This window comes from Virgisporangium aurantiacum (genome assembly GCF_016863635.1).
GTDB classification, from domain to species: Bacteria; Actinomycetota; Actinomycetes; order Mycobacteriales; family Micromonosporaceae; genus Virgisporangium; species Virgisporangium aurantiacum.
In genome coordinates this window covers 60745-81111 of record NZ_BOPG01000009.1, presented here as the reverse complement: position 1 = coordinate 81111, position 20367 = coordinate 60745, and the positions used below count along the sequence as shown (strand labels likewise).

The following is a 20367-nucleotide window of genomic DNA, read 5'->3' as shown; positions in this document are numbered from 1 at the left end:
GGGCACCGCTAGGGTGGCATCGTGCCTCTGGACCTCCGCACCCGGTGGGCGGCGCGCCCGCGGTCCCTGGTGACTCGGGTCCGTTCCGTGAACTGGCGGCCGATCCTGGTGGCGTTGTTCGTCGCCGTTCTCCTCGGCCTGGCCGGTGGATCGGTCGGGCAGTGGCTGGGCTGGCGCACCGCCGGTGCCCTGCCCACCGACGCCGAGGCGGAGGCGATCGCCCGCCTGGCGATCAACGGGCCGGTGCCCGAGCCGGAACGGCGCGACGAGTTCTTCGGCTACGACCCCGACGGCACCTACGGTCCGGGCTACGTGCGGTTCGTCCTGCCGGCCGATCCGGCCTCGGCGTCGTTCCCGTGGCTGGCGAAGGACGTGCGGGTCCGGCTCGACACCGCCGGGTGGGCGGTCGACAAGACCTGGGCCGGCGACGGCCCCGACGCGAAGAGCGACCCGTCCCGCCGGTCGTCGTCCGACCGGGCCGAGCGGGTCGACGGGCTGATGTTCGTGGCCGACAAGGGCGACTGGCGGGTGCGTTACCTGGCCGGCCCCGGCGACGAGGCCCGGCTGGAGATCGTGCGGCTCGCACCCATCGCGGTGACCGCGGGCGGCGCGCTGGGCGGCCTGCTCTCGGCCGTCGCCGGCTGGCTGATCGGGCTGCGGGCGACCCGCCGGTTCGGCCACCTCGGCCCCTTCGGGAAGCGCGCCGCGCGGTGGCTCGTGCTGGCGTCGGTCGTGGGCATGCTGCCGTTGCTGCTGCTGACGCTGATCCGGCTGGTGGCCGGCCACGCGCAGTTGAGCAGCCCGCAGATCCCGCTGTGGACGGCGTTCGCCCAGCCGCTGCTGATGCCGCTGGCCGTGGCCGCGGTGATCCTGCTGGGGGCGGCGGCGGCCGTGGTCGTCGGCGCCCGCCTGCCCGAGCCGGCGCAGCCGGCACCCGTCAGCGCCCGACAGGCAGAGCCGGCGACGCCGGCACCCGCCGTCGCCCGCCAGGCCGAGCCGGCGCAGCCGGAGCAGCCGGCACCCCTTGAGCCCGCCCTCGAAGGTGAATCCGAGGTGAACGGAGCATTGCGCGAGGGCGACTGAGTCTCCGAGGATCGACGGAACTCTGACATGGGAGTACTCATGGTCGATCTTCAAAGACGAAGTGTCCTCCGTGGAGCGGTCGCCGCGGGCGGCGCGCTGGTGGCCGGCCCGTTCGCCGGTTTCGCCGCGCGGGCCGACGCACACGGCCGGCCGCCGGTCGAGCGTCCACCCCTCGGCCCGATCCCGGACGAACGCGACGGCACCGTGCGGCTCTGGCTGCCGCCCGGCTTCAAATACCGCTCCTTCCACGACACCGAAGCCCCGGTGACGCTCGACGACGGCACCGCGCTGCCCGGCCGTCACGACGGCATGGCCGCTTTCCGCGGCCCGCGCGGCAACTTCATCCTGGTCCGCAACCACGAGATCAACGGCGCCACGGCGGCGTTCGGCCCGGGGACGCCGTACGACCCGATGGGACCGGGCGGCACGACCACGGTCGAGGTGACCCGCTACGGCCAGGTGGTCCGCGGCTTCACCAGCCTCAACGGCACCCAGATGAACTGCTCCGGCGGCCCGATGCCGTGGGGATCGTGGATGACCTGCGAGGAGACCGTCAACGGGCCCGACGTCGGCCCCGACTTCACCGGCGGGTCGAACGTCGCGCTGACCCAGCGGCACGGGTTCGTCTTCGAGGTGCCCGTCAGCGGGAGGTCGGAGCGGGAGCCGGTCACCCGGGCCGGCCGGTTCGCGCACGAGTCGGTGGCGTTCGACCCGCACGAGGGCGCGCTGTACCTGAGCGAGGACAACTTCGGTTGGCCGTCCGGCTTCTACCGGTACGTGCCCCGGCGCAACCCGATGCGCACCGGCCGCCTCGACAACCAGGGCCGGCTGCAGATGCTCAAGATCAAGCGTCGGAACAACCTCGACCTGTCGATCACCCAGCAGCGCGGCGCGCGGTACCAGGTGGAGTGGGTCGACATCGACGACCCGGCGCCGACGTTCCCGTACACGCCCGGAACCCCGGCGACGACGCCGAACGACACGGCGCTCACCTACGTGTCGCGGCAGGGCTGGGCGCAGGGCGCGGCCTACTTCTCCCGGCTGGAAGGCACGATCTACGACCGGGGCACGGTCTACTTCACCTCGACGCAGGGCGGCGGCCCGGCGGAGACGTCGCTGGGCCCGATCGCCGACGGCTACGGCAACGGGCACGGGCAGGTGTGGGCCTACCACACCCGCTCGCGCACGCTGAGCCTCGTCTACGAGTCACCCGGGGCGGACGTGCTCGACTTCCCCGACAACGTCACCACGAGCCCGCGCGGCACGCTGGTGGTCTGCGAGGACAACACCAACGACAACTACCTGCGCGGCCTCACGCCCGACGGCGACCTGTTCGACATCGCGCTGAACCGATTGGTGAGTTCGCTGCCCGGCAACGCGCCGCGGTTCAACGACGAGTTCGCCGGCTCCACGTTCTCGCCCGACGGCCACACCCTGTTCGTGAACATCCAGGCCAGCCGCGGGATGACGTTCGCCATCTGGGGCGACTGGCGCAAGATCGGCGTTTAGCTACAGGATCGTCCAGGTGTCGCCGCCCCCGAGCAGGGCAGCCAGCTCTGTCTCGGGGTCGCCGGCCATCTTCGACCTCGCCGTGTCCAACTGCTCGCGGACGATGGTGTCGTACGAGCTGCGGGCCACCTTGCGGAAGACGCCGATCGGCGTGTTGCGCAGGTCTTCGCCGGGCAGGCGGGAGAGGGCGAACGCGTACGCGGGCTCGTCGACCGTCTCGTCGTGCACGACGATCTCGCCGGCGTCGACCGACTCGGTGGGCACCACCCGCAGGCCGAAGCCGCCGGGCGGGTTGATCACCGACCACTGCTTCTCGACGCCGAACGTGAGCGGCTGCCCGTGCTCGAGCCGGATCGTGTAGTCGTCGCGGGTCGCCGGCTCCTTCAACGTGTCGAACGCGTTGTCGTTGAAGATGTTGCAGTTCTGGTAGATCTCGACGAACGCGGAACCCTCGTGCTCGGCCGCCGCCCGCAGCACCGACTGCAGGTGCTTGCGGTCGGTGTCGAGCGTGCGGGCGACGAACGTGGCCTCGGCGCCCAGCGCCAGCGAGATCGGGTTGAACGGCGAGTCGGCCGAGCCGACCGGCGTCGACTTCGTGACCTTCCCGATCTCGGACGTGGGCGAGTACTGGCCCTTGGTCAACCCGTAGATCTTGTTGTTGAACAGCAGGATCTTGAGGTTGACGTTGCGCCGCAGCGCGTGGATCAGGTGGTTGCCGCCGATCGACAACGCGTCGCCGTCACCGGTGACCACCCACACGCTCAGGTCGGGACGCGACACCGACAGGCCGGTGGCGATCGCCGGCGCCCGGCCGTGGATCGAGTGCATGCCGTACGTGTTCATGTAGTACGGGAACCGCGACGAGCAGCCAATGCCGCTGACGAACACGATGTTCTCGCGCGGAATCTGTAGTTCCGGCATGAACGACTGCACCGCGGCCAGGATCGCGTAGTCGCCGCAGCCCGGGCACCAGCGCACCTCCTGGTCGGACTTGAAGTCCTTCATGGAGAGCTTGAGCGGGATCTCAGGCATTCTTCACGACCTCTTCCAGCATGGTCTCGAGCTCGGCCGCGGTGAACGGCAGGCCGCGCACCTGGTTGTAGCCAAGCGCGTCGACCAGGAACCTCCCCCGGATGACGTGGGCCAACTGGCCCAGGTTCATCTCCGGGATCACCACCCGGTCGTACCGGCGCAGCACGTCGCCCGTGTTCTTCGGCATCGGCGCCAGGTGCCGCAGGTGCGCCTGCGCGATGTTCACGCCGCGGGCCCGCAGCGAGCGGCAGGCCGCGCCGATCGGCCCGTACGTCGACCCCCACCCGAGGACGAGCACCTCGGCCTCGTTCGACGGGTCGTCGACCTCCAGGTCGGGCACCTCGATCGCCTCGATGCGGGCGGCCCGGGTGCGCACCATGAAGTCGTGGTTGGCCGGGTCGTACGAGATGTCGCCGGTCTTGTCGGCCTTCTCCAGCCCGCCGATGCGGTGCTCCAGCCCCGGTGTGCCCGGCACGGCCCACGGCCGGGCCATCGTCTCCGGGTCGCGCAGGTACGGCAGGAACCTGCCGTCGTCGCCGTTCGGCTCGGTGGCGAACTCGACCCGCAGGTCGGGCAGCTCGGCGACCTCCGGCAACCGCCACGGCTCGGAACCGTTGGCGATGTACCCGTCGGAGAGCAGGATCACCGGCGTGCGGTGGGTCAGCGCGATGCGGGCGGCCTCGATCGCGGCGTGGAAGCAGTCGGACGGCGAGTTCGGCGCCACCACCGCGACCGGCGCCTCGCCGTGCCGGCCGAACAGCGCCATGTTGAGGTCGGCCTGCTCGGTCTTGGTGGGCAGGCCGGTCGACGGGCCGGCCCGCTGCACGTCGACGATCACCAGCGGCAGTTCGAGCGCGACCGCGAGCGAGATCGTCTCGCCCTTGAGTGCCACTCCCGGCCCCGACGTGGTGGTGACGCCGAGGGCGCCGCCGTACGAGGCGCCGAGCGCCGCACCGATCGCGGCGATCTCGTCTTCGGCCTGCACGGTGGTGACGCCGAACCGCTTGTGCTTCGACAGCTCGTGCAGGATGTCGGACGCTGGCGTGATCGGGTACGCGCCGAGGAACACCGGCAGCTTCGACCGCACGCCGGCCGCGACCAGGCCCAGCGCGAGCGCCATGTTGCCGGTGATGTTGCGGTAGTGGCCGGGCGGCATCTTGGCCGGCTTGACCTCGTACCGCACCGCGAAGTCCTCGGTGGTCTCGCCGAAGTTCCAACCGGCCTTGAACGCGGTGGCGTTGGCCCTGGCGAGCTTGGGCTTCGAGGCGAACTTGCGGTCGAGGAAGTCGAGCGTCGACTCGTACGGCCGGGAGTACATCCAGGAGAGCAGCCCGAGCGCGAACATGTTCTTCGCCCGCTCGGCGTCCTTCTTGGAGATCTCGTGGTCTTCCAGCGCCTTGACGGTCATGCTCGTGAGCCCGACCGGGTGCACCGTGTATCCGCTGAGCGAACCGTCGTCGATCGGGTTGCTCGCGTAGCCGACCTTGGTGAGGTTCCGCTTGGTGAACTCGTCGGTGTTGACGATGATTTCCGCACCACGCGGAAGATCGGGCAAATTGGCCTTGAGCGCGGCGGGGTTCATCGCCACGAGGACGTTCGGGGAGTCACCGGGCGTCAAGATATCGAAGTTCGCAAAGTGGACCTGGAAGCTCGACACCCCGGGCAGCGTGCCGGCGGGTGCGCGAATCTCCGCGGGGAAGTTCGGCAGGGTGGAGATGTCATTACCCAGTTGGGCCGTTTCCGACGTGAACCGATCGCCGGTGAGCTGCATACCGTCGCCTGAGTCGCCAGCGAACCGGATGACGACATGATCCAACTGGCGGACCTGTTTGGTCACGGGACGTAGACCTCCTCATGCCGACACCCGGGGGGTGGTCGAGGGCCGGCGCGGCGGGATTCGGGGTATCGGCGGCGGTGCCGGCCCCGCGTCAGTGATTCACTGCCAGCGTACGTCGGCGGGCACAACCGAGAGTGCCGCGTATGAGCTAGATCGCGGAATCGGGGACCCCCGTGGTCGGCTCCTCCCAGCGGCGGCGCATGGGCAGGATCACCATCGCCGCAACCGTCGTGAACACCCCGACGATCGACACCAGGACCGGGAGCACCGACAAAGGTTGACCGATTCTTGACCCGACGCGGTCGGGGTTCGGACCGCCGGCCGGCGCGGATTCGGCCACGGTGACGGCGGGGTCACCCTGATCGGTGGTTCCGGCCCGGTCGTCGGGACGCCCGTAGACGAGGACCGAGTAGGACGCCTGCCGCTCCGCCGGGTCCTGCCCGGCCGGGGTCAGAGTTCCGTGGACGCTGCCCAACAGTGGCGCCTCGGCGCGGGCCGCATGCGTCACCACCAGGGCGAACGTCAGCGTCAGCCGCTGGCCGGCGGGCACCCGGCCGACCTGGCAGCGCTCCCGTTCGGCCGATATCCGGACCCGGGTGACGCACTCCGCCGGCACGGTCGCCACCTCCACACCGGGCGGCGTCACCACGTCGAGGGTCCCGTCGGCCTGCACCGGTCCGGTGTTCGCCAGGCGCACCTCCAGCCGCGAGGTCTCGGTGGCCGCGTTCGGGTCCACCGGGTCGGCGGGGAGGAACGGGTCGCTCACACTCAGGTCGATGTCCGGGTCGGCGGGCCGGGTGGAAAGTCGAGGCCGAACGTCGTCGCGTCGGTGGCCGTCCGGTCGTCCGGTCCGGTACCGGTGGCCGCGCGCACCTGCACCGTTCCGGTGGGCGGGTCGCGCCACAGGCCCGGCGCGACCGTCACGTCGACCGTGATCGTGACGGTGGCCCGCGGCGCGATCGGGCAGACCACCGACAGGCCGTCGGCATCGCACCCGGGCGCCGCCGAGCGCACCAGCGTGACACCGGGCGGCAGCGTCACCCGGGTGGTCGCGGTCACCGGCGGGATGCCGGTGTTGCGGACCCGCGCGGTGAGCCGGTACGTCTCCGCCGCGCCCTGCCAGTAGCCGGCGCCGATCGGGAGGTCCTCGGCCGTGACGGCGACCGCCGGCGGCGGAGGCGGCGGGTCGGACGGGCTCGTGCTGACGGTCGGATCGGGATCGGGCGCGGGCGCGGCGCGTCCCGGATCGGGGTTGATCGAAACCGCGGCCGAAAGGATCGCGATCAGCCCGCCCACGACGGCGGCCACAAGCCGCCCTCTTGCCATGGGGGCACGATAACCGTCGGGTCGGTACGCTGCGAGCGTGACGGGTTACCTGGGGTCGTACGCGACGCTCGGACTCACCCTCCTGGGTGCCGTGGTGGTGTTCGTCGGTGCGTTCACGGCGAACCGGGTACTGCGGCCGAACCGGCCGACAGTGGGTCCGGGCAAGTTCGACACGTACGAGTGCGGGCTCGACCCGGTCGGCGGCGACTGGGCGCAGGCGCAGATCAGGTACTACGTGTACGCGTTCCTCTATGCGCTGTTCGCGGTCGAGAGCGTGTTCCTGTTCCCGTGGGCGGTGGTCTTCGACCGGCCCGGGTTCGGCACGGCCGCGATCGTCGAGATGGCGATCTTCGTGGCGGTCCTCGCGCTGGGTCTGCTGTACGCGTGGCGCAAGGGCGTACTCCGCTGGACCTGATGGGTGGTCGGTTTCACACCCGGAACGTCTTCGTGCCACGATCGGGACATGACGTTGCTGTACGTCCTCCTCGGCGCACTCGTGGTCGGCGCGGTCGCATTCGGGGTCGCGGTGCTGGTCACCGGCTCCGATCCGGGCCTGGCCGCCGACGTTCCCGAGGGATCCTCGGTCCCGTTGCCGGGGCACCGGCCGCTGGCCGAGCAGGACTTCCAGGCGCTGCGTTTCGACACGGGCCTGCGCGGCTACCGGATGTCGCAGGTCGACTCCGCGTTGCGCCGGGCCGCGTACGACGTCGGATACAAGACGGAACTGGTCGCGGTGCTGGAGGCCGAGGTGGCGGCGCTGCGCGAGGGGCGCCAGGACGACGCCGACGAACTGCAGAAGGCCCGCCTGGCCGCGCTGGGCGAGGCGGACAAGCGGGTCGCCGAGGCCGCGGAGGAGCCGGCCGAGGACGAGACGCCCGAGCCGGTCGACCTGACGAAAAAAGAGGATTCCACGGTCGGTGAACGCTCGTGACCTCGGACGGGTCACAACCCGCGCCCGGGCTCGGCGATGCCGCCAGCCCGGGAATGGGTGAGGTCACCGCGACGGTGATCGTCAACGCCCCGGCCGAGCGGGTCTACCAGGCGTTCGTCGCCTGGGAGCGGCAGGGCGAGTGGATTCCGTTCACCCGGGTGCGCATCGTCTCCGGCGACGGTGGCGAGGGCTCGGAGATCGAAGCGGTCACCCGGGTCGGTCCCGCGGTGCTCCGCGACGAGATGAAGGTCGTCAAGCTCGACCCGCCACGTACGGTGCGGGTCGTCCACTACGGCAAGGTGCTGCGGGGGCCGGGCGTGCTGCGCTGCACGCCGATGGACCGGGGCCGCACCCAGGTGGTCTGGCACGAGTGGTTCCACCTGCCCGGCGGCACCGCCGGCAAGGTGGCCTGGCCGCTGGTGTGGCCGGGCTCGAAGGTCAGCCTGACGACGGCGCTGAAGCGGTTCGCCAAGCTCGTGGAGGCCGGCCGGCTGCCGTAGTTCCTGTCGTACCCCGTGGCTATCTTTCTCGGGTGAGCGATCTGGTGGTGGGTTCAGACGGGCTGGCCCGGTGCGGATGGGGCAGCTCGTCAGACCTGTACATGGCCTACCACGACGACGAGTGGGGCCGTCCGGTCCGCGACGACGGGCGGCTCTTCGAGAAGATCAGCCTGGAGGCGTTCCAGTCCGGGCTGGCGTGGATCACGATCCTGCGCAAGCGGGAGAACTTCCGGGCCGCGTTCGCGGGGTTCGACCCGGTAGCCGTGGCCGAGTTCGGCGAGGCCGACATCGAGCGGCTGCTGGCCGATACCGGCATCGTGCGCAACCGGCAGAAGATCGAGGCGACGATCCACAACGCCCGGGTGCTGGCCGACCTGCCCGTGCCGCTGAGCGACCTGCTGTGGTCGTTCGCGCCGTCGCCGCGGGCGGCCCGGGTCGCCTCGTTCGCCGACATTCCGGCGGTCACCCCCGAGTCGAAGGCGATGGCCAAAGACCTGAAAAAGCGCGGGTTCCGGTTCGTCGGGCCCACCACGTCGTACGCGCTGATGCAGTCGATGGGCATGGTCGACGACCACCTCCTGGGCTGCCACGTTCCCGTGATGTGATGTACGGATGGCGCATTGGGCGGTGGTGTTCCCGGCCGAACGGCTCGACGAGGAGCGGCTGTTCGCGAACGAATCCCTGCCGTTGCCTTCTCCCGGCCCCGAGGCCGGCGACGTCGTGCTGCTGATCGCCGGGTCCGAGCTTTTCGGGATCGGGCGGGTCCGCACGGCGGGGGAGGTGCGCTACACGCACCGGCTGCTCGACGAGCCGCTGCCCGTCGGCGACCTCAAGCTGGACGGGCCCGGCGTCCATCCGCTGGAGCCGTCGGTGTTCGAGGCGTCGGCCGGCGTCGTCGACCCGTACCTGCGCACCGACGGGCCGAAGCGCACCTGGCTGGTGAGCATCGACATGCCGATCGAGGCGGCGAGCCCGGCCGAGGCGGCCCGCCTGTTCTGGTCGTACGTGTACGAGTTGGGGCCGCAGGAGCTTCCGGCGTTCGTCAGCCCCACCGGCAACGAGCTGGCCATGCAGGCGTTCGTGCTGGGCGTCGAGGCGAACCAGGACCCCGAGGAAGACGACTGATCCACAGAGCGTCCACAGAAAGGATGCCGACGAAAGCGGCATAACTGTACGTGCCGGGCAGCTTTCCCCAACCGGGTCATCGTCCGGCGTTACGGTCAGGGGCATGGCGACCCGTTCGGATCTCGCTCATCTGCTCCGCCGGGCCGGGTTCGGCCCGCGTGCCGACGAGGTGGACGCGGCCGAGAAGGCCGGCGTCACCGCCACCGTCGACGCCCTGCTGGCGCCGCCGGCGCCCGACACCGGCGCGGCCCGCACCCCGCCGCCGACCACCGCCGATCCGGTGGCGGCGCTGCCCAAGGAGGCCACCCGCGAGCAGCGCCAGGCCGCCCAGAAGCAGCAGCGCGAACAGGTGACGGCGCTGACCGGCTGGTGGGTCGACCGCATGGTGCAGGCGGATCACCAGGCCCACGAGAAGCTGACGTTCTTCTGGCACGGCCACTGGGCCACCTCGGTGCAGAAGGTGCAGTTCCCCCAGGTGATGCTCGCCCACCAGCAGAAGCTGCACGCGCTGGGCCTCGGCGACTTCGGCGTCCTGGTGCACACGATGGTCAAGGACCCGGCGCTGATCTGGTGGCTCGACGGGCACAAGAACACCGCCAAGGCCCCGAACGAGAACCTGGCCCGCGAGCTGATGGAGCTGTTCACGCTCGGCATCGGCAATTACACCGAGGCCGACGTCAAGGCCGGTGCGCGGGCGCTCACCGGGTGGGCGGTCGACCGGTCGAAGAACCTCGCGGTGGTCAACGCCAAGCGCTACGACCCCGGCGAGAAGACCATTCTGGGACGCGCGGGAGCATTCGGCACCGACGAGTTCGTCGACATCCTGCTCGGGCAGGAGGCCGCCGCGAAATTCGTGACCGCCCGCCTCTGGTACCGGTACGCGTCGCCGTCGCCCGTTCCCGCCGACACCCACCAGCGGCTCGTCGGCGCCTACGGCAGCGGCCGGAACATCACCGCCGTGCTCAAGGCGCTGTTCACCGACGCGGCGTTCGCCGGCACCCGGGGCCAACTCGTGAAGCAGCCGGTGGAGTGGGCGGTCGGCGCGATGCGGCAGTTGGGCGTGCGACCGGGCGAACTGCCGGCGGCCGAGCGGCAGCAACTGCTGCGCAGTCTCCGGGAACAGGGCCAGATCCCGTTCGACCCGCCCAGCGTCGGCGGCTGGCCGGCGGGCACGGCGTGGCTGACGACGTCCGGCACCCAGTGGCGGCTCCGGGCCGCCGATCTGCTGGCCGCCAAGGCGTCACCGGCAGTCACCGACAAGCTCGCCGCCGTCCCGGCGGCCCAGCGCCCCGACGCCCTGGCGAACCTGCTGGCGATCGACGGCTTCACCGACCGCACCCGGGCGGTCCTGACCGAACAGCCCGCCCGCATGCTCGCGCTCGCGCTGGCCAGCCCCGAGTACACGGTCCAGTGAAGGGAGCCCGGACATGGACCTCGTGACCCGCAGGAAGTTCCTCGTCGCCAGCGGCGTCGTCGGTGGCACGGCGCTGGCCGCCGGCGCGGGCGCCTACACGCTCGGCCAACTGCTGGAGACGACGTCGTGGAAGCCGATCGGCGGGCCGCGCACGCTCGTGCTGATCACGCTGTACGGCGGCAACGACGGGCTGGCCACGGTGATCCCGTACGCGGATCCCGCCTACGGGAAGGTCCGCGGCGAGCTCTCCTACACCGGCGAGCAGGTGTTGCGGCTCGACGACGCGATGGGCCTGAGCCCGTCGCTGAAGAACTTCAAGAAGCAGTTCGACGCCGGCCGCCTCGCGATCGTCCGCAACGTCGGCTACCCGAAGCCCGACCGGAGCCACTTCCGCTCGATGGACATCTGGCAGACCGGGCAACCCGCGCGGCCGGGTAGCACCGGCTGGCTCGGCCGCTGGCTCGACACGGTGCCCGACGGCGACCCGCGGCACGCGGTGACGTTCGAGCGGGTCCTGCCGCCGGTGCTGGCCGGCGCCACCCGGGCCGGTGCGGCCGTCACCACCACCGGATCGTCGCTGCCGAAGGGCTACCAGCCGGCGGTGCTCACCGCACTGGGAAAGGCCACCGACGAGAGCCCGCTGCAGGCCCGGGCCGCCCGTGCGTTCGCCGACCTGGTGCAGGTCGACCGCATGGTGCAGGACCTGCCGGAGGCGCCCGACGAGCAGACCGGCTCACCCGGCACCGGCACCGGCGGCCGGACCGGCCTGGCCGCCCAGCTGGAGGTGATCTCCCGCTGCGTCGAGGCGGGCGTGGCGACCCGGGTCTTCTCGGCGTCGCTGGGCGGGTTCGACCTGCACGCCGACGGCCGCGAGGCCCAGGAGAACCTGCTCACCGAGCTCGATACGGCGGTCGGCGGGTTCGTCGACCGGATGTCGCGCTCCGAACGCGGACGCGGCGTGGTGGTGGCGATCTACTCGGAGTTCGGCCGCCGGGTGCGGGCCAACGCGTCCGACGGCACCGACCACGGCACGGCGTCGGACGTCTTCCTGCTGGGCGCGCCGGTCAACGGCGGCCAGTACGGCGAGCCGCCCAACCTCACCGACCTCGACGACGGCGACCTGAAGTTCACCACGGACTTCCGCGACGTCTACGCGTCGCTGCTGGCCGGCGTGCTCGACACGGATCCGGGCAAGGTGCTCGACGGCTGGAAGGGCACCGTTCCTAGGCTCCTGTGAACTGTGGCCGTTGCTTGTTGACGAAGGCCGTGGTCGCGGCGCGGTGATCTTGTGTGCCGCCGCACGCCGCCTGCGCCTCGGCTTCCACGGCGAGGGCGTCGGCCAGCGTCGCCGTCGCAGCCGCGGCCAACTCGCGCTTGATCTGTCCAAGGGCGACGGTCGGACCGGACGCCAGCCGCGCGGCCAGTTCCTGTGCTCGGGGCAGCACCTTTTCGTCGTCGTCGACCAGGTAGCTGAGCAGGCCCAGGCGGTGCGACTCGGCGGCGTCGACCGGCTCGGCCAGCATCAGCAGCTCGGTGGCCTTGGCGTGGCCGACGATGCGGGGCAGCGTCCAGCTCGCGCCGGAGTCGGCGGCCAGGCCGACGTTGGCGAACGCCATCAGGAAACCGGTCTTCGGCCCGCCGACCCGGAAGTCGGCGAGCAGGGCCAGCGACGCGCCGGCGCCGGCGGCCACGCCGCGCACCGCGGCGACCACCGGCCGGTCGAGGCCTGTGAGCGCGAGCACCAGCGGGTTGTAGTGCTCGGTGACCGTCGACAACGGGTCGGGCCCGTCCAGCGCCGCGACGTGTTCGCGCAGGTCCTGCCCGACGCAGAAGGCCCGGCCGGCGCCGGTGAGCACCACGGCGCGGCAGGTGCGGTCGGCCGCGATCTCGTCGACGGCGGCCTTGAGCGCGAGCTTCAGCGGGACGTCGAGGGCGTTCAGGGCGTCGGGCCGGTTGAGCGTCAACGTGGTGACGGCGCCGTCCTTCTCGACCAGCAATGTCATGATCTCTCCTTTTACGCGGGCACCGGCGGGCGCTGGGCGTTGTCGAGGCAGCGGTCGACGAACCGGTCGGCCGGTGGCCGCAGGCGCGTGGCGTGGTGGTCGAAGAACCCGGCGGCGGTGGTGCCGGGCCACCGGTCGGGCAGCAGGACCGGCGGCAGTTGCGGGTCGCGGAAGAGGAACGTGCGCCAGCGGTGGACCAGCGTGAACCGGGCCAGGTAGGCGGCCTCGTCGTCGGCCGGCGGGTGCTCGACGAGCTGCCGCGCGTCCCGGACGAACCGCTCGTAGGCGGCCGCGAGCTCGGGGAGGTTCCAGGCCCGTCGCACGAGTGCGGCGGCGCCGGGCAGGCCGCCGGAGTGTCCGGCGGTGAACCGCTCGAATCCGATCCCGGCGTCGTCGAGCAGGTGCTCCACCTCGTCGGACGGTCGCGGCGCCACCCAGGTGCCCCCGTCGATGCTGCCGTAGCCGAGGAAGCCCAGCGTCGCGGCGAGCCGTTGCCGCTCGGCCCGGGCCGTCGGCGCCTCGATGACCAGCAGATCGAATTTTCCGTCCCAGGCCAGCCGGCCGGTGCGATAGATGCGGGCACTGGAGTCGTCGAGCCGGCGGGTGGCCTTCGGGGTGAGCAGGTAGCCCGGTCCGCTCGAGAGCCGCAGCGGGTGCAGCCAGCCCTGCCGCACCATCCGCGAAACGGCTGTTCGCACTGCTGGGGCGGCAATGCCGAGGGGCGCGAGCAGGCGCACGAGAGCGGCGACCGGAGCGCGACCGCCACGCGGACGCAGGTAGTCGCCGTACAGGTCGAAGAGGGCCGACCGTGCCTGCATGGGCGCTCATTGTGACAGTTTCGCCGGTCACGTGCCATATCACTGTCACAACGAAGCCGCGTCGGTTTGGGTCTTGGGGCCATTATCAGCGAAAATCAAAAGTTGGCACGTAACCGACGGGCTCACGGCTCGCCGGAAAGTGGCACGTCGCATGTGGGTGCGGGCCTGCGAGGGGAACCGCCGCGCCTGGGTGACTTAGCTCGACTGGCTGATGTGAGGGGAGACAAGATGGCGGCCATGAAGCCGCGGACGGGTGACGGTCCGCTGGAGGTCACCAAGGAGGGCCGGGGCATCGTCATGCGGGTGCCGCTGGAAGGTGGCGGCCGACTGGTCGTCGAGATGACTCCGGATGAGGCGAATGCGCTCAGCGAAGCGCTGAAGACCGCCACCGGCTGATCTCGGCTCGAACCGCGGCTCGTACGGGGATACGTGCCGGCGCGCCTTCGATCTGCGATGGTGCGCCGGCCGTCCGTCTGTCGGCTGTTTCGTTGTTGGGCCGGATCCGAACGTTCGTCGCCCGCCGTGGCCCGGCGGGTGACCACTGCCGCCCGGAATCGGGCACGGGAGAAACCTGATGCTGGACCTGCGCTTCGCGCGCGCGGTACCGCGTTCCGCCACGGTGGTGGCGCTGGCCGTCGCCAAAGCGGCCGCACCCGAGGATGACGCCGAATCCGACGAGACGGGCGATCTCGACGTACTCGGCACCCCACCGGCCGGCGTCGACGCGGACGAACTCGCCGCGTTCCTGCGCGAGGTCGAGCACAAGGGCAAGGCCGGCTCGGTGCAGACCTGGGTGCGGCCGCTGCAACCGGTGACCCGGCTGCTACTCGCCGGCGTCGGCACGGGCGACGAGGCAGGCTGGCGCTCCGCCGGCGCGGCGCTGGCCCGCAAGGCCAAGGGCGAGGAGCGGCTGGCCGTGCTGCTGCCGCCCGACTGCGGCGAAGCCGAGGTGCGCGGCCTGGCCGAGGGCCTGTGGCTCGCTTCGTACCGCTTCAGCCTGACCAGCGACGACGATGACGGCCCGAAACTGCGCTGGGTGACCCTGGTGACCGGCGCCGAGGCGAGCGTGGCGGACGCGCTGGAGACGGCCCGCACCGCGGCCCGGATGACCATGCTGGCCCGCGACCTCACCAACACCCCGAGCGACCGCAAGACCCCGGAGTGGATGGCCCGCCAGCTCGTCCGCGAGGCCCGGGACCTCACCGGCGTCACCGTGACCGTGCGCGACCCGGCCCAGCTGGCGGCCGAAGGGTTCGGCGGCGTGCTCGCGGTGGGCGGCGGCTCGGCGAGCGGCCCGCGGTTCGTCGAGATCTCGTGGCGCCCGCGCGGGGCGAAGCGGCATGTGGTGCTGGTGGGCAAGGGGATCACCTTCGACACGGGCGGGGTCTGCATCAAGACCCGCGACGGCATGAAGCTCATGCGCAAGGACATGGGTGGTGGCGCCGCCGTGGCGGCGGCGACGTTCGGGGCGGCGGCCCGCCGGCTGCCGGTGCGGATCACCGCGCTGGTGCCGCTGGCGGAGAACATGGTGAGCGGTGCGGCGATGCGGCCCGGCGACGTGATCCGCCACTACGGCGGCATCACCACCGAGGTGCGCAACACCGACGCCGAGGGCCGACTGATCCTCGCCGACGCGCTGCAGTACGCGGTGCGGCGCCTGCGCCCCGACGTACTGGTGGACCTGGCCACCCTCACCGGCGCGCAGAGCGTTGCCCTCGGCAAGCGCACCGCCGCGCTGTTCAGCGACAACGAGGCGCTCGCCGAGGAACTGACCGCCGCGGGCGCCGACGCCGGCGAACGCATGTGGCGGCTGCCGCTGCACGACGACTACACCGAGGCCCTCGACGGCGACGACACCGACCTCGTCAACTCCACCGAGATCGGCGGCGGCGCGATGATGGCCGCGCTGTTCCTGCGCGCGTTCACCGGCGACTACCGCGACCGCTGGGCCCACCTCGACATGTCGGCACCGGCATGGTCGGACAAGACGGACGGCGACCTCTCCAAGGGTGCGACCGGCTGGGGCGTCCGCACCCTCCTCCGCTGGCTGGAGACCCAGGCCGCCAGCTGACTCACGCCGCCTGATCCGCCATCCGCGACTGCCGCTTGCGGACGCCGAGCGCCGTTCGGCACAGGTACGCCCACCAGCCGACGTACGGGCCGTACCGCGCGCGGAGCTCGGCCGGCGACGGCGCCCCCGATCCGTAGATCTCGGCCGCGACCGAGGTGAACTGGGCCATCTCCAGCGGGACGTCGTCGGGCCGGCCGAGCACCCGCAGCAGGATCGCGTTGGCGGTGAACGTGCCGATGCCCCGGACGCCGAGCAGCATCGCCCGCGCGTCTTCGTACGGCGCGGTGCGCAGGGCCAACTCGTCGAGCCCGGCGACGCCGCCGAGCACCTCGGACAGGCGCAGCGCCCGCTGGGCGTTGCCGGCGAACGTGAACAGCCCGTCGGGCCCGAGCTCGACCAGCTCGGCTAGGCCGGGGAACGCCACGTACGTCTCGCCCTCGAACGTGATGCGCCGGCCCAGCTCCGACGCGATGCGGGCCTTGCGCGCGGTGGCGAACCACTGGGTGGACCGCTGGGTGAGCGCGAAGTACGTGGCACCCTCGGCGAGCGAGGTGAACCGCACCTGGTGCAGCCCGGCGACGTACGGCAGCAGCTCGGCCACCGGCGGATCGTCGGCCGCCAGGGCGAGCAGCGGCCGGAGATCGTCGCCGAGGCTGAGCCAGGCGCCGACCCGGTGTTCGAGCTGCCGGGCGCCGGTGGTGGAGAGCGGATGCTCGGAATGGACGGCGAGCCGAACGCCGGGCCGGCCGTCGGGGCGCTCGCTGACCTCGACCACGACGGCCGCCCGTGGCTCGTCGGGATGGACCAGCCCCTTGCGGACGCGATCGACCATGATCGACTGGTCGCCGGCGGACGGGCGGAAGCCGGACATGGCGGCGAGCGACGCCGGCAGGGAGTACGGGGGGACGGCTGCGAGGAGCGCGGTGTGCGCGAGTACGGGGCTCATGCGTCCAGGTTCGACAGGGGGTACGACAAAATGCACGCGTCAGCGGCGTACCGCGCAGGCCAGCCCGTCGGGCGTGGGGAGGAAAGCCGGTAGCCAGCCGTCCTCGTCGCGCAGGGACTTCAGGACGTCGCGGAGCGCCACCGTGCCGGGATCGCGGGCGGTGGGGTCGGTGAGCCGGCCGTTGCCCCAGGCGTCACCGAGAACAAGCAGTCCGCCGGGACGCAGCAGGCGCCCGGCCGCCACCGTCGCCGCCGCGTACTCCAGCCGGTCGTGGTGCACGAACACCAGGTCGTAGACGCCGTCGGCGAGCCGGGGGAGCACGTCGCGGGCGCGGCCGGTGATGATCCGGGTACGCGACTGGGCCAGGCCCGCCGCCGCGAACACCCGCCGGGCCACCCGCTGATGCTCGGCCTCCACGTCGATCGTGGTGAGGACCCCGTCGGGACGCATGCCGCGGAGCAACCAGAGCCCGCTCACGCCCGTCCCCGTGCCGATCTCGACCACGGCGCGGGCCGCACCGGCCGCGGCGAGCAACCGGAGCGCGGCGCCCGCGGCCGGGCTGACCGACGCCAGTCCGAGCTCGTCAGCGTATTCACGGGCGGCCGTGAGCAGCGGATCCTCCGCGACGTAGCCGTTGGCGAAGTCCCGGACGTGCGCCTCGAACCGCGCGGTGATCGCGCACCTCCTCCCGTCCCGGGCCGAGCCTAGTGAGCGTTCGTGGCAGATGGGGTGCGCGCCCACGTGCAATGCTGGACAGGTGTCACCGGCCGGCGGTGGCATGCCGGTCGATGAAGGAGCCCCGATCGTGACGGACGGATCGCCCTGGCGGCGCGACGCTGGGCAGGCCCGTGAGGTGTGGTGGTCCGACGCGTTGACCGATCCGTGGCGGGATCCGCAGGCTTCCGCGGTGGTCTACGCGCCGCCGCAACCCGGTGCCGCACCGCCCGTTCCGCTCGAGACGCCGCCGCCCCCGCCGCGTCGCGGCATCGGCCTGATGCTGATGGTGTCGGTGATCACCGCGCTGCTGGCCGGCGCGCTCGGCGGCACGCTCGGTTACGTGTTCGCGCTGCGGGGCGGCGGTGGAACACCCCTCGGCGGCGGGTCCAACCTCGGCGGCAGCCCGCCCGAGGCGGCCAACCGGGCGCCCGAGTCGCTGGCCGGTGTGGTCAAGAAGGTCCTGCCGAGCGTGGTGACGATCCGGGCCCGGGCCGGCAACTCCGGCAGCCTCGGCTCCGGCTTCATCGTGTCGAACGACGGGTACGTGCTCACCAACGACCACGTCGTCGGCGGGCCCAACGGCGGCGCCACGATCACCGTCACCTTCTCCGACGGCCGCACCGCGCCGGCGCGGCTGATCGGCACCGAGACCGAGTCCGACGTCGCGGTCCTGAAGATCGATCAGACCGGCCTGCCGCCGGTCGAGTTCGCCGACTCCGACACGATCCAGGTCGGCGACCCGGTGATCGCGGTCGGCGCGCCGCTGGCACTGTCGAACACCGTCACCTACGGCATCGTCAGCGCGACCGACCGGCCGGTGGTCGCGGGCGAGAGCAGCAGCCCGCGGTACTACGCCGCGATCCAGACCGACGCCGCGGTGAACCAGGGCAACTCCGGCGGCCCGCTGTTCGACGCGGCCGGCCGGGCGGTCGGCATCAACTCGGTGATCAAGTCGCTGTCCACCGACCAGCAGACCGCGGGCAACGTCGGCCTCGCCTTCGCGATCCCGATCAACCAGGCGAAGCGGCAGGCGCAGGACATCATCGAGCGGGGCAAGGCCCGCCGTACGGTGCTCGGCGCGTCGACCGATCCCGCCTACAACAGCCCGGCCGGCGGCGTGAAGCTGGCCAACGTCACCGCCGGTGGGCCGGCCGAGCAGGCCGGGCTCAAGGCCGGCGACGTGATCCTCCGGCTGGAGGACGACCCGCTGGAAGACCCGGAAGACCTGGTGGCCCTGGTCCGCAAGTACCCGCCGGGCGCGGTGGTCAGCGTCAAGTTCCAGCGCGGCGGCGCCGACCAGAGCGCCTCGGTGACGCTGGCCGCGGACGCCAACTAGGTCGTAGGCTTCAGCACGTGTTCGAGAACCTCGGTGGCCTCGAGATCATGGCGCTGATCCTGCTGGCGCTGTTCATCATCGGCCCAGACCGGTTGCCCAAGGCGATCTCCGACACCATGGGCTTCTTGCGGAAAGTGCGGGGGATGGCGCGCAACGCCACCAGCGACCTCTCCCGCGAACTCGGCACGAACATCGAACTGGAAGACCTGCACCCGAAGACGTTCTTGCGCAAGCATCTGCTCAGCGAGGCCGAGGAAGAGGCGCTGCGCAAGCCGTTCCAGGAGGCGTACCGCGAGGTCCGGAAGACCACCGACAGCGCGTACAACGAGGTCAAGAGCACGGCCGACGCGTTGAACCTCGACAAGGACAAGAGCGAGACCACCCGTTCGGTCACCGGCGCGACCGCCGGTTCGGAACCGGCCCCCAAATCGGCCGTCCGGTACGACGACGCAACATGACGTAAGTCGCTTGCGCTTGTTGTCGTAAGATTGCGTCCATGACGCGTCGCCTTGCTGAAGTGGCGAAGAAGGTCGGGGTCAGCGAGGCCACGGTCAGCCGGGTGCTCAACGGCAAGCCCGGTGTCTCCGAGAGCACGCGCGAGGCCGTGCTCACCGCGCTCGACGTGCTCGGCTACGAACGGCCGACCCAGTTGCGCGGCGACCGGGGCCGCCTGGTCGGCCTGGTGCTGCCGGAGCTGCAGAACCCGATCTTCCCCGCGTTCGCCGAGGTGGTCGGTGGCGCGCTGGCCCAGCAGGGCTTCACGCCGGTGCTGTGCACCCGCACGGCGGGCGGGGTCACCGAGGCCGAGTACGTCGAACTGCTGCTGTCGCACCAGGTCAGCGGCATCATCTTCGCCGGTGGCTTCTACGCGCAGGCCGACGCGCCGCACGCGCACTACGGTCGCATCGTCGAGCGCCGGCTCCCGGCGGTACTGATCAACGCGGCGATCGACCAGCTCGACTTCCCGCGCGTCTCGTGCGACGACGCGGTCGCCGTCGAGCAGGCGCTCGGCCACCTGCTGGCCCTCGGCCACACCCGGGTGGGCATGGTGCTCGCGCCGCCCGACCACATCCCGTCCCGGCGCAAGGAGATCGCGTTCCGCGAAACGGCGACCGCCGCCGGCATCAAGCTCGACGACGACCAGTTCGAGCACGGCATGTTCTCCATCGAGAGCGGCCAGGCCGCCGCCACCCGCCTGATCAAGCGCGGCATCACCGGGATCGTCTGCGCGAGCGACCCGCTGGCGCTCGGGGCGATCCGGGCCGCCCGCCGCACCGGTCGTTCGGTGCCCGGCGACCTGTCGGTGGTCGGCTACGACGACTCGGCGTTCATGAACTGCACCGATCCGCCGCTGACGACGGTCCGCCAGCCCATCGAGTCCATGGGCCGCGCCGCGGTCGAACTCCTGGTGGCCCAGATCGACGGCGCCGCCATCTCGACGGACGAACTCCTCTTCGAGCCCGAACTGGTCGTCCGCGGCTCCACGGCTCCGGCCCGCTAGCCCCTCACGTCCGTCGATCTTGCAGTTGTGGTGCCAGGCTCGCCCTGTTTTGCGACGCTTTGTAGGCCACCACAACTGCAAGATCGACGGCTGGGTAGCGCATGTGCGCCGCGCTGGTCGGGGGTTGCGGGCTGAACAGCAGTGCGGTGCGGGGTTTTGTGGATTTCTTGCGGGGATGTGTTTACTTCTTGTGGGGACGCGGCCTAGCCTTTTGGCTA

22 protein-coding genes are annotated in these 20367 nt (G+C 71.5%); 14 read left to right on the top strand and 8 right to left on the bottom strand.

The features are described 5' to 3' along the window. Positions 1–21 precede the first annotated feature (21 nt). Both Vau01_RS06160 and Vau01_RS06155 read left to right on the top strand, forming a co-directional pair. The gene (locus tag Vau01_RS06160; RefSeq protein ID WP_203988196.1) at positions 22–1083 is read left to right on the top strand and encodes a hypothetical protein; all 1062 of its coding nucleotides are present in this window, start codon (positions 22–24) and stop codon (positions 1081–1083) included. Positions 1084–1122: 39 nt separating this feature from the next. Continuing rightward, positions 1123–2592, top strand: a complete 1470-nt coding sequence (locus tag Vau01_RS06155; RefSeq protein ID WP_203988194.1) for an alkaline phosphatase PhoX — start codon at positions 1123–1125, stop codon at positions 2590–2592. Here the strand turns inward: Vau01_RS06155 and Vau01_RS06150 are convergent, their stop codons facing one another. From Vau01_RS06150 to Vau01_RS06135, 4 genes are all read right to left on the bottom strand, one after another. Next, the gene (locus Vau01_RS06150) at positions 2593–3624 is read right to left on the bottom strand and encodes a 2-oxoacid:ferredoxin oxidoreductase subunit beta (RefSeq protein WP_203988192.1); all 1032 of its coding nucleotides are present in this window, start codon (positions 3622–3624) and stop codon (positions 2593–2595) included. Further along, positions 3617–5461, bottom strand: coding sequence for a 2-oxoacid:acceptor oxidoreductase subunit alpha (locus tag Vau01_RS06145; RefSeq protein ID WP_203988190.1), 1845 nt, complete (start codon positions 5459–5461; stop codon positions 3617–3619). The genes Vau01_RS06150 and Vau01_RS06145 overlap by 8 nt, the downstream gene beginning before the upstream one ends. A 148-nt stretch (positions 5462–5609) precedes the next feature. Continuing rightward, positions 5610–6227, bottom strand: coding sequence for a hypothetical protein (locus tag Vau01_RS06140; protein ID WP_203988188.1), 618 nt, complete (start codon positions 6225–6227; stop codon positions 5610–5612). 2 nt (positions 6228–6229) lie between these two features. Next, complete coding sequence (locus tag Vau01_RS06135) at positions 6230–6787, bottom strand: hypothetical protein (RefSeq protein ID WP_203988186.1); 558 nt, start codon at positions 6785–6787, stop codon at positions 6230–6232. A 37-nt stretch (positions 6788–6824) separates the two neighbouring features. On the opposite strand from Vau01_RS06135, the gene Vau01_RS06130 reads away from it, so the two are divergent. The 7 genes from Vau01_RS06130 (at position 6825) to Vau01_RS06100 (ending at position 11994) form a co-directional block, all read left to right on the top strand. Next, on the top strand, positions 6825–7202 hold the full coding sequence (locus Vau01_RS06130; RefSeq protein ID WP_203988176.1) for an NADH-quinone oxidoreductase subunit A: 378 nt from the start codon (positions 6825–6827) through the stop codon (positions 7200–7202). 48 nt (positions 7203–7250) lie between these two features. Then, the gene (locus Vau01_RS06125; protein WP_203988175.1) at positions 7251–7718 is read left to right on the top strand and encodes a DivIVA domain-containing protein; all 468 of its coding nucleotides are present in this window, start codon (positions 7251–7253) and stop codon (positions 7716–7718) included. 53 nt (positions 7719–7771) lie between these two features. Beyond that, positions 7772–8218 carry an SRPBCC family protein gene (locus Vau01_RS06120; RefSeq protein ID WP_203988609.1) on the top strand — a complete coding sequence of 149 codons (447 nt, stop codon included), beginning with the start codon at positions 7772–7774 and terminating at the stop codon, positions 8216–8218. A 32-nt stretch (positions 8219–8250) separates the two neighbouring features. Then, entirely contained in the window at positions 8251–8823 is a 573-nt protein-coding gene (locus tag Vau01_RS06115) for a DNA-3-methyladenine glycosylase I (RefSeq protein ID WP_203988173.1), read from the top strand. A 7-nt stretch (positions 8824–8830) separates the two neighbouring features. After that, positions 8831–9343, top strand: a complete 513-nt coding sequence (locus Vau01_RS06110) for a hypothetical protein (protein WP_203988172.1) — start codon at positions 8831–8833, stop codon at positions 9341–9343. A gap of 103 nt (positions 9344–9446) precedes the next feature. After that, positions 9447–10757, top strand: coding sequence for a DUF1800 domain-containing protein (locus tag Vau01_RS06105; RefSeq protein WP_203988170.1), 1311 nt, complete (start codon positions 9447–9449; stop codon positions 10755–10757). Positions 10758–10770: 13 nt separating this feature from the next. After that, positions 10771–11994, top strand: coding sequence for a DUF1501 domain-containing protein (locus Vau01_RS06100; protein WP_203988168.1), 1224 nt, complete (start codon positions 10771–10773; stop codon positions 11992–11994). Here Vau01_RS06100 and Vau01_RS06095 read toward each other — a convergent pair. Together Vau01_RS06095 and Vau01_RS06090 are read right to left on the bottom strand one after the other, a co-directional pair. After that, positions 11981–12760 carry an enoyl-CoA hydratase-related protein gene (locus Vau01_RS06095; protein ID WP_203988167.1) on the bottom strand — a complete coding sequence of 260 codons (780 nt, stop codon included), beginning with the start codon at positions 12758–12760 and terminating at the stop codon, positions 11981–11983. The two genes, Vau01_RS06100 and Vau01_RS06095, sit on opposite strands and share 14 nt — an antisense overlap. Positions 12761–12771: 11 nt before the next feature. Next, the gene (locus Vau01_RS06090) at positions 12772–13578 is read right to left on the bottom strand and encodes a PaaX family transcriptional regulator (RefSeq protein ID WP_203988166.1); all 807 of its coding nucleotides are present in this window, start codon (positions 13576–13578) and stop codon (positions 12772–12774) included. A 228-nt stretch (positions 13579–13806) separates the two neighbouring features. On the opposite strand from Vau01_RS06090, the gene Vau01_RS06085 reads away from it, so the two are divergent. After that, positions 13807–13974 (top strand): DUF3117 domain-containing protein, encoded by a 168-nt coding sequence (locus tag Vau01_RS06085; RefSeq protein ID WP_203934190.1) that lies wholly within the window; start codon positions 13807–13809, stop codon positions 13972–13974. 178 nt (positions 13975–14152) lie between these two features. Further along, the gene (locus Vau01_RS06080) at positions 14153–15649 is read left to right on the top strand and encodes a leucyl aminopeptidase family protein (RefSeq protein ID WP_203988165.1); all 1497 of its coding nucleotides are present in this window, start codon (positions 14153–14155) and stop codon (positions 15647–15649) included. Between the two features lies 1 nt (position 15650). On the opposite strand, the gene Vau01_RS06075 is transcribed toward Vau01_RS06080, so the two are convergent. Next, positions 15651–16595 carry a DNA-3-methyladenine glycosylase family protein gene (locus Vau01_RS06075; RefSeq protein WP_203988164.1) on the bottom strand — a complete coding sequence of 315 codons (945 nt, stop codon included), beginning with the start codon at positions 16593–16595 and terminating at the stop codon, positions 15651–15653. 39 nt (positions 16596–16634) lie between these two features. Next, a complete protein-coding gene (locus Vau01_RS06070) occupies positions 16635–17336 on the bottom strand; it encodes an O-methyltransferase (RefSeq protein WP_373320179.1) in 702 nt (233 codons plus the stop codon). A gap of 64 nt (positions 17337–17400) precedes the next feature. On the opposite strand from Vau01_RS06070, the gene Vau01_RS06065 reads away from it, so the two are divergent. Genes Vau01_RS06065 through Vau01_RS06055 form a run of 3 tightly spaced genes read left to right on the top strand, consistent with a single transcriptional unit; the run spans position 17401 to position 20149 of the window. Continuing rightward, complete coding sequence (locus tag Vau01_RS06065) at positions 17401–18648, top strand: S1C family serine protease (RefSeq protein ID WP_239151350.1); 1248 nt, start codon at positions 17401–17403, stop codon at positions 18646–18648. Positions 18649–18665: 17 nt separating this feature from the next. Further along, complete coding sequence (locus tag Vau01_RS06060; protein WP_203988160.1) at positions 18666–19106, top strand: twin-arginine translocase TatA/TatE family subunit; 441 nt, start codon at positions 18666–18668, stop codon at positions 19104–19106. A gap of 38 nt (positions 19107–19144) precedes the next feature. Further along, positions 19145–20149, top strand: a complete 1005-nt coding sequence (locus Vau01_RS06055) for a LacI family DNA-binding transcriptional regulator (protein WP_203988158.1) — start codon at positions 19145–19147, stop codon at positions 20147–20149. The last annotated feature ends 218 nt before the right edge of the window (positions 20150–20367 follow it).

Bases quoted from the DNA above. Each gene is read 5' to 3' on its own strand.
- Vau01_RS06125 (WP_203988175.1), top strand. From the start codon at position 7,251: ATGACGTTGCTGTACGTCCTCCTCGGCGCACTCGTGGTCGGCGCGGTC.
- Vau01_RS06155 (WP_203988194.1), top strand. From the start codon at position 1,123: ATGGTCGATCTTCAAAGACGAAGTGTCCTCCGTGGAGCGGTCGCCGCG.
- Vau01_RS06120 (WP_203988609.1), top strand. From the start codon at position 7,772: ATGGGTGAGGTCACCGCGACGGTGATCGTCAACGCCCCGGCCGAGCGG.
- Vau01_RS06105 (WP_203988170.1), top strand. From the start codon at position 9,447: ATGGCGACCCGTTCGGATCTCGCTCATCTGCTCCGCCGGGCCGGGTTC.
- Vau01_RS06135 (WP_203988186.1), bottom strand. From the start codon at position 6,787: ATGGCAAGAGGGCGGCTTGTGGCCGCCGTCGTGGGCGGGCTGATCGCG.
- Vau01_RS06095 (WP_203988167.1), bottom strand. From the start codon at position 12,760: ATGACATTGCTGGTCGAGAAGGACGGCGCCGTCACCACGTTGACGCTC.
- Vau01_RS06100 (WP_203988168.1), top strand. From the start codon at position 10,771: ATGGACCTCGTGACCCGCAGGAAGTTCCTCGTCGCCAGCGGCGTCGTC.
- Vau01_RS06085 (WP_203934190.1), top strand. From the start codon at position 13,807: ATGGCGGCCATGAAGCCGCGGACGGGTGACGGTCCGCTGGAGGTCACC.
- Vau01_RS06055 (WP_203988158.1), top strand. From the start codon at position 19,145: ATGACGCGTCGCCTTGCTGAAGTGGCGAAGAAGGTCGGGGTCAGCGAG.
- Vau01_RS06080 (WP_203988165.1), top strand. From the start codon at position 14,153: ATGCTGGACCTGCGCTTCGCGCGCGCGGTACCGCGTTCCGCCACGGTG.
- Vau01_RS06150 (WP_203988192.1), bottom strand. From the start codon at position 3,624: ATGCCTGAGATCCCGCTCAAGCTCTCCATGAAGGACTTCAAGTCCGAC.
- Vau01_RS06090 (WP_203988166.1), bottom strand. From the start codon at position 13,578: ATGCAGGCACGGTCGGCCCTCTTCGACCTGTACGGCGACTACCTGCGT.
- Vau01_RS06110 (WP_203988172.1), top strand. From the start codon at position 8,831: ATGGCGCATTGGGCGGTGGTGTTCCCGGCCGAACGGCTCGACGAGGAG.
- Vau01_RS06075 (WP_203988164.1), bottom strand. From the start codon at position 16,595: ATGAGCCCCGTACTCGCGCACACCGCGCTCCTCGCAGCCGTCCCCCCG.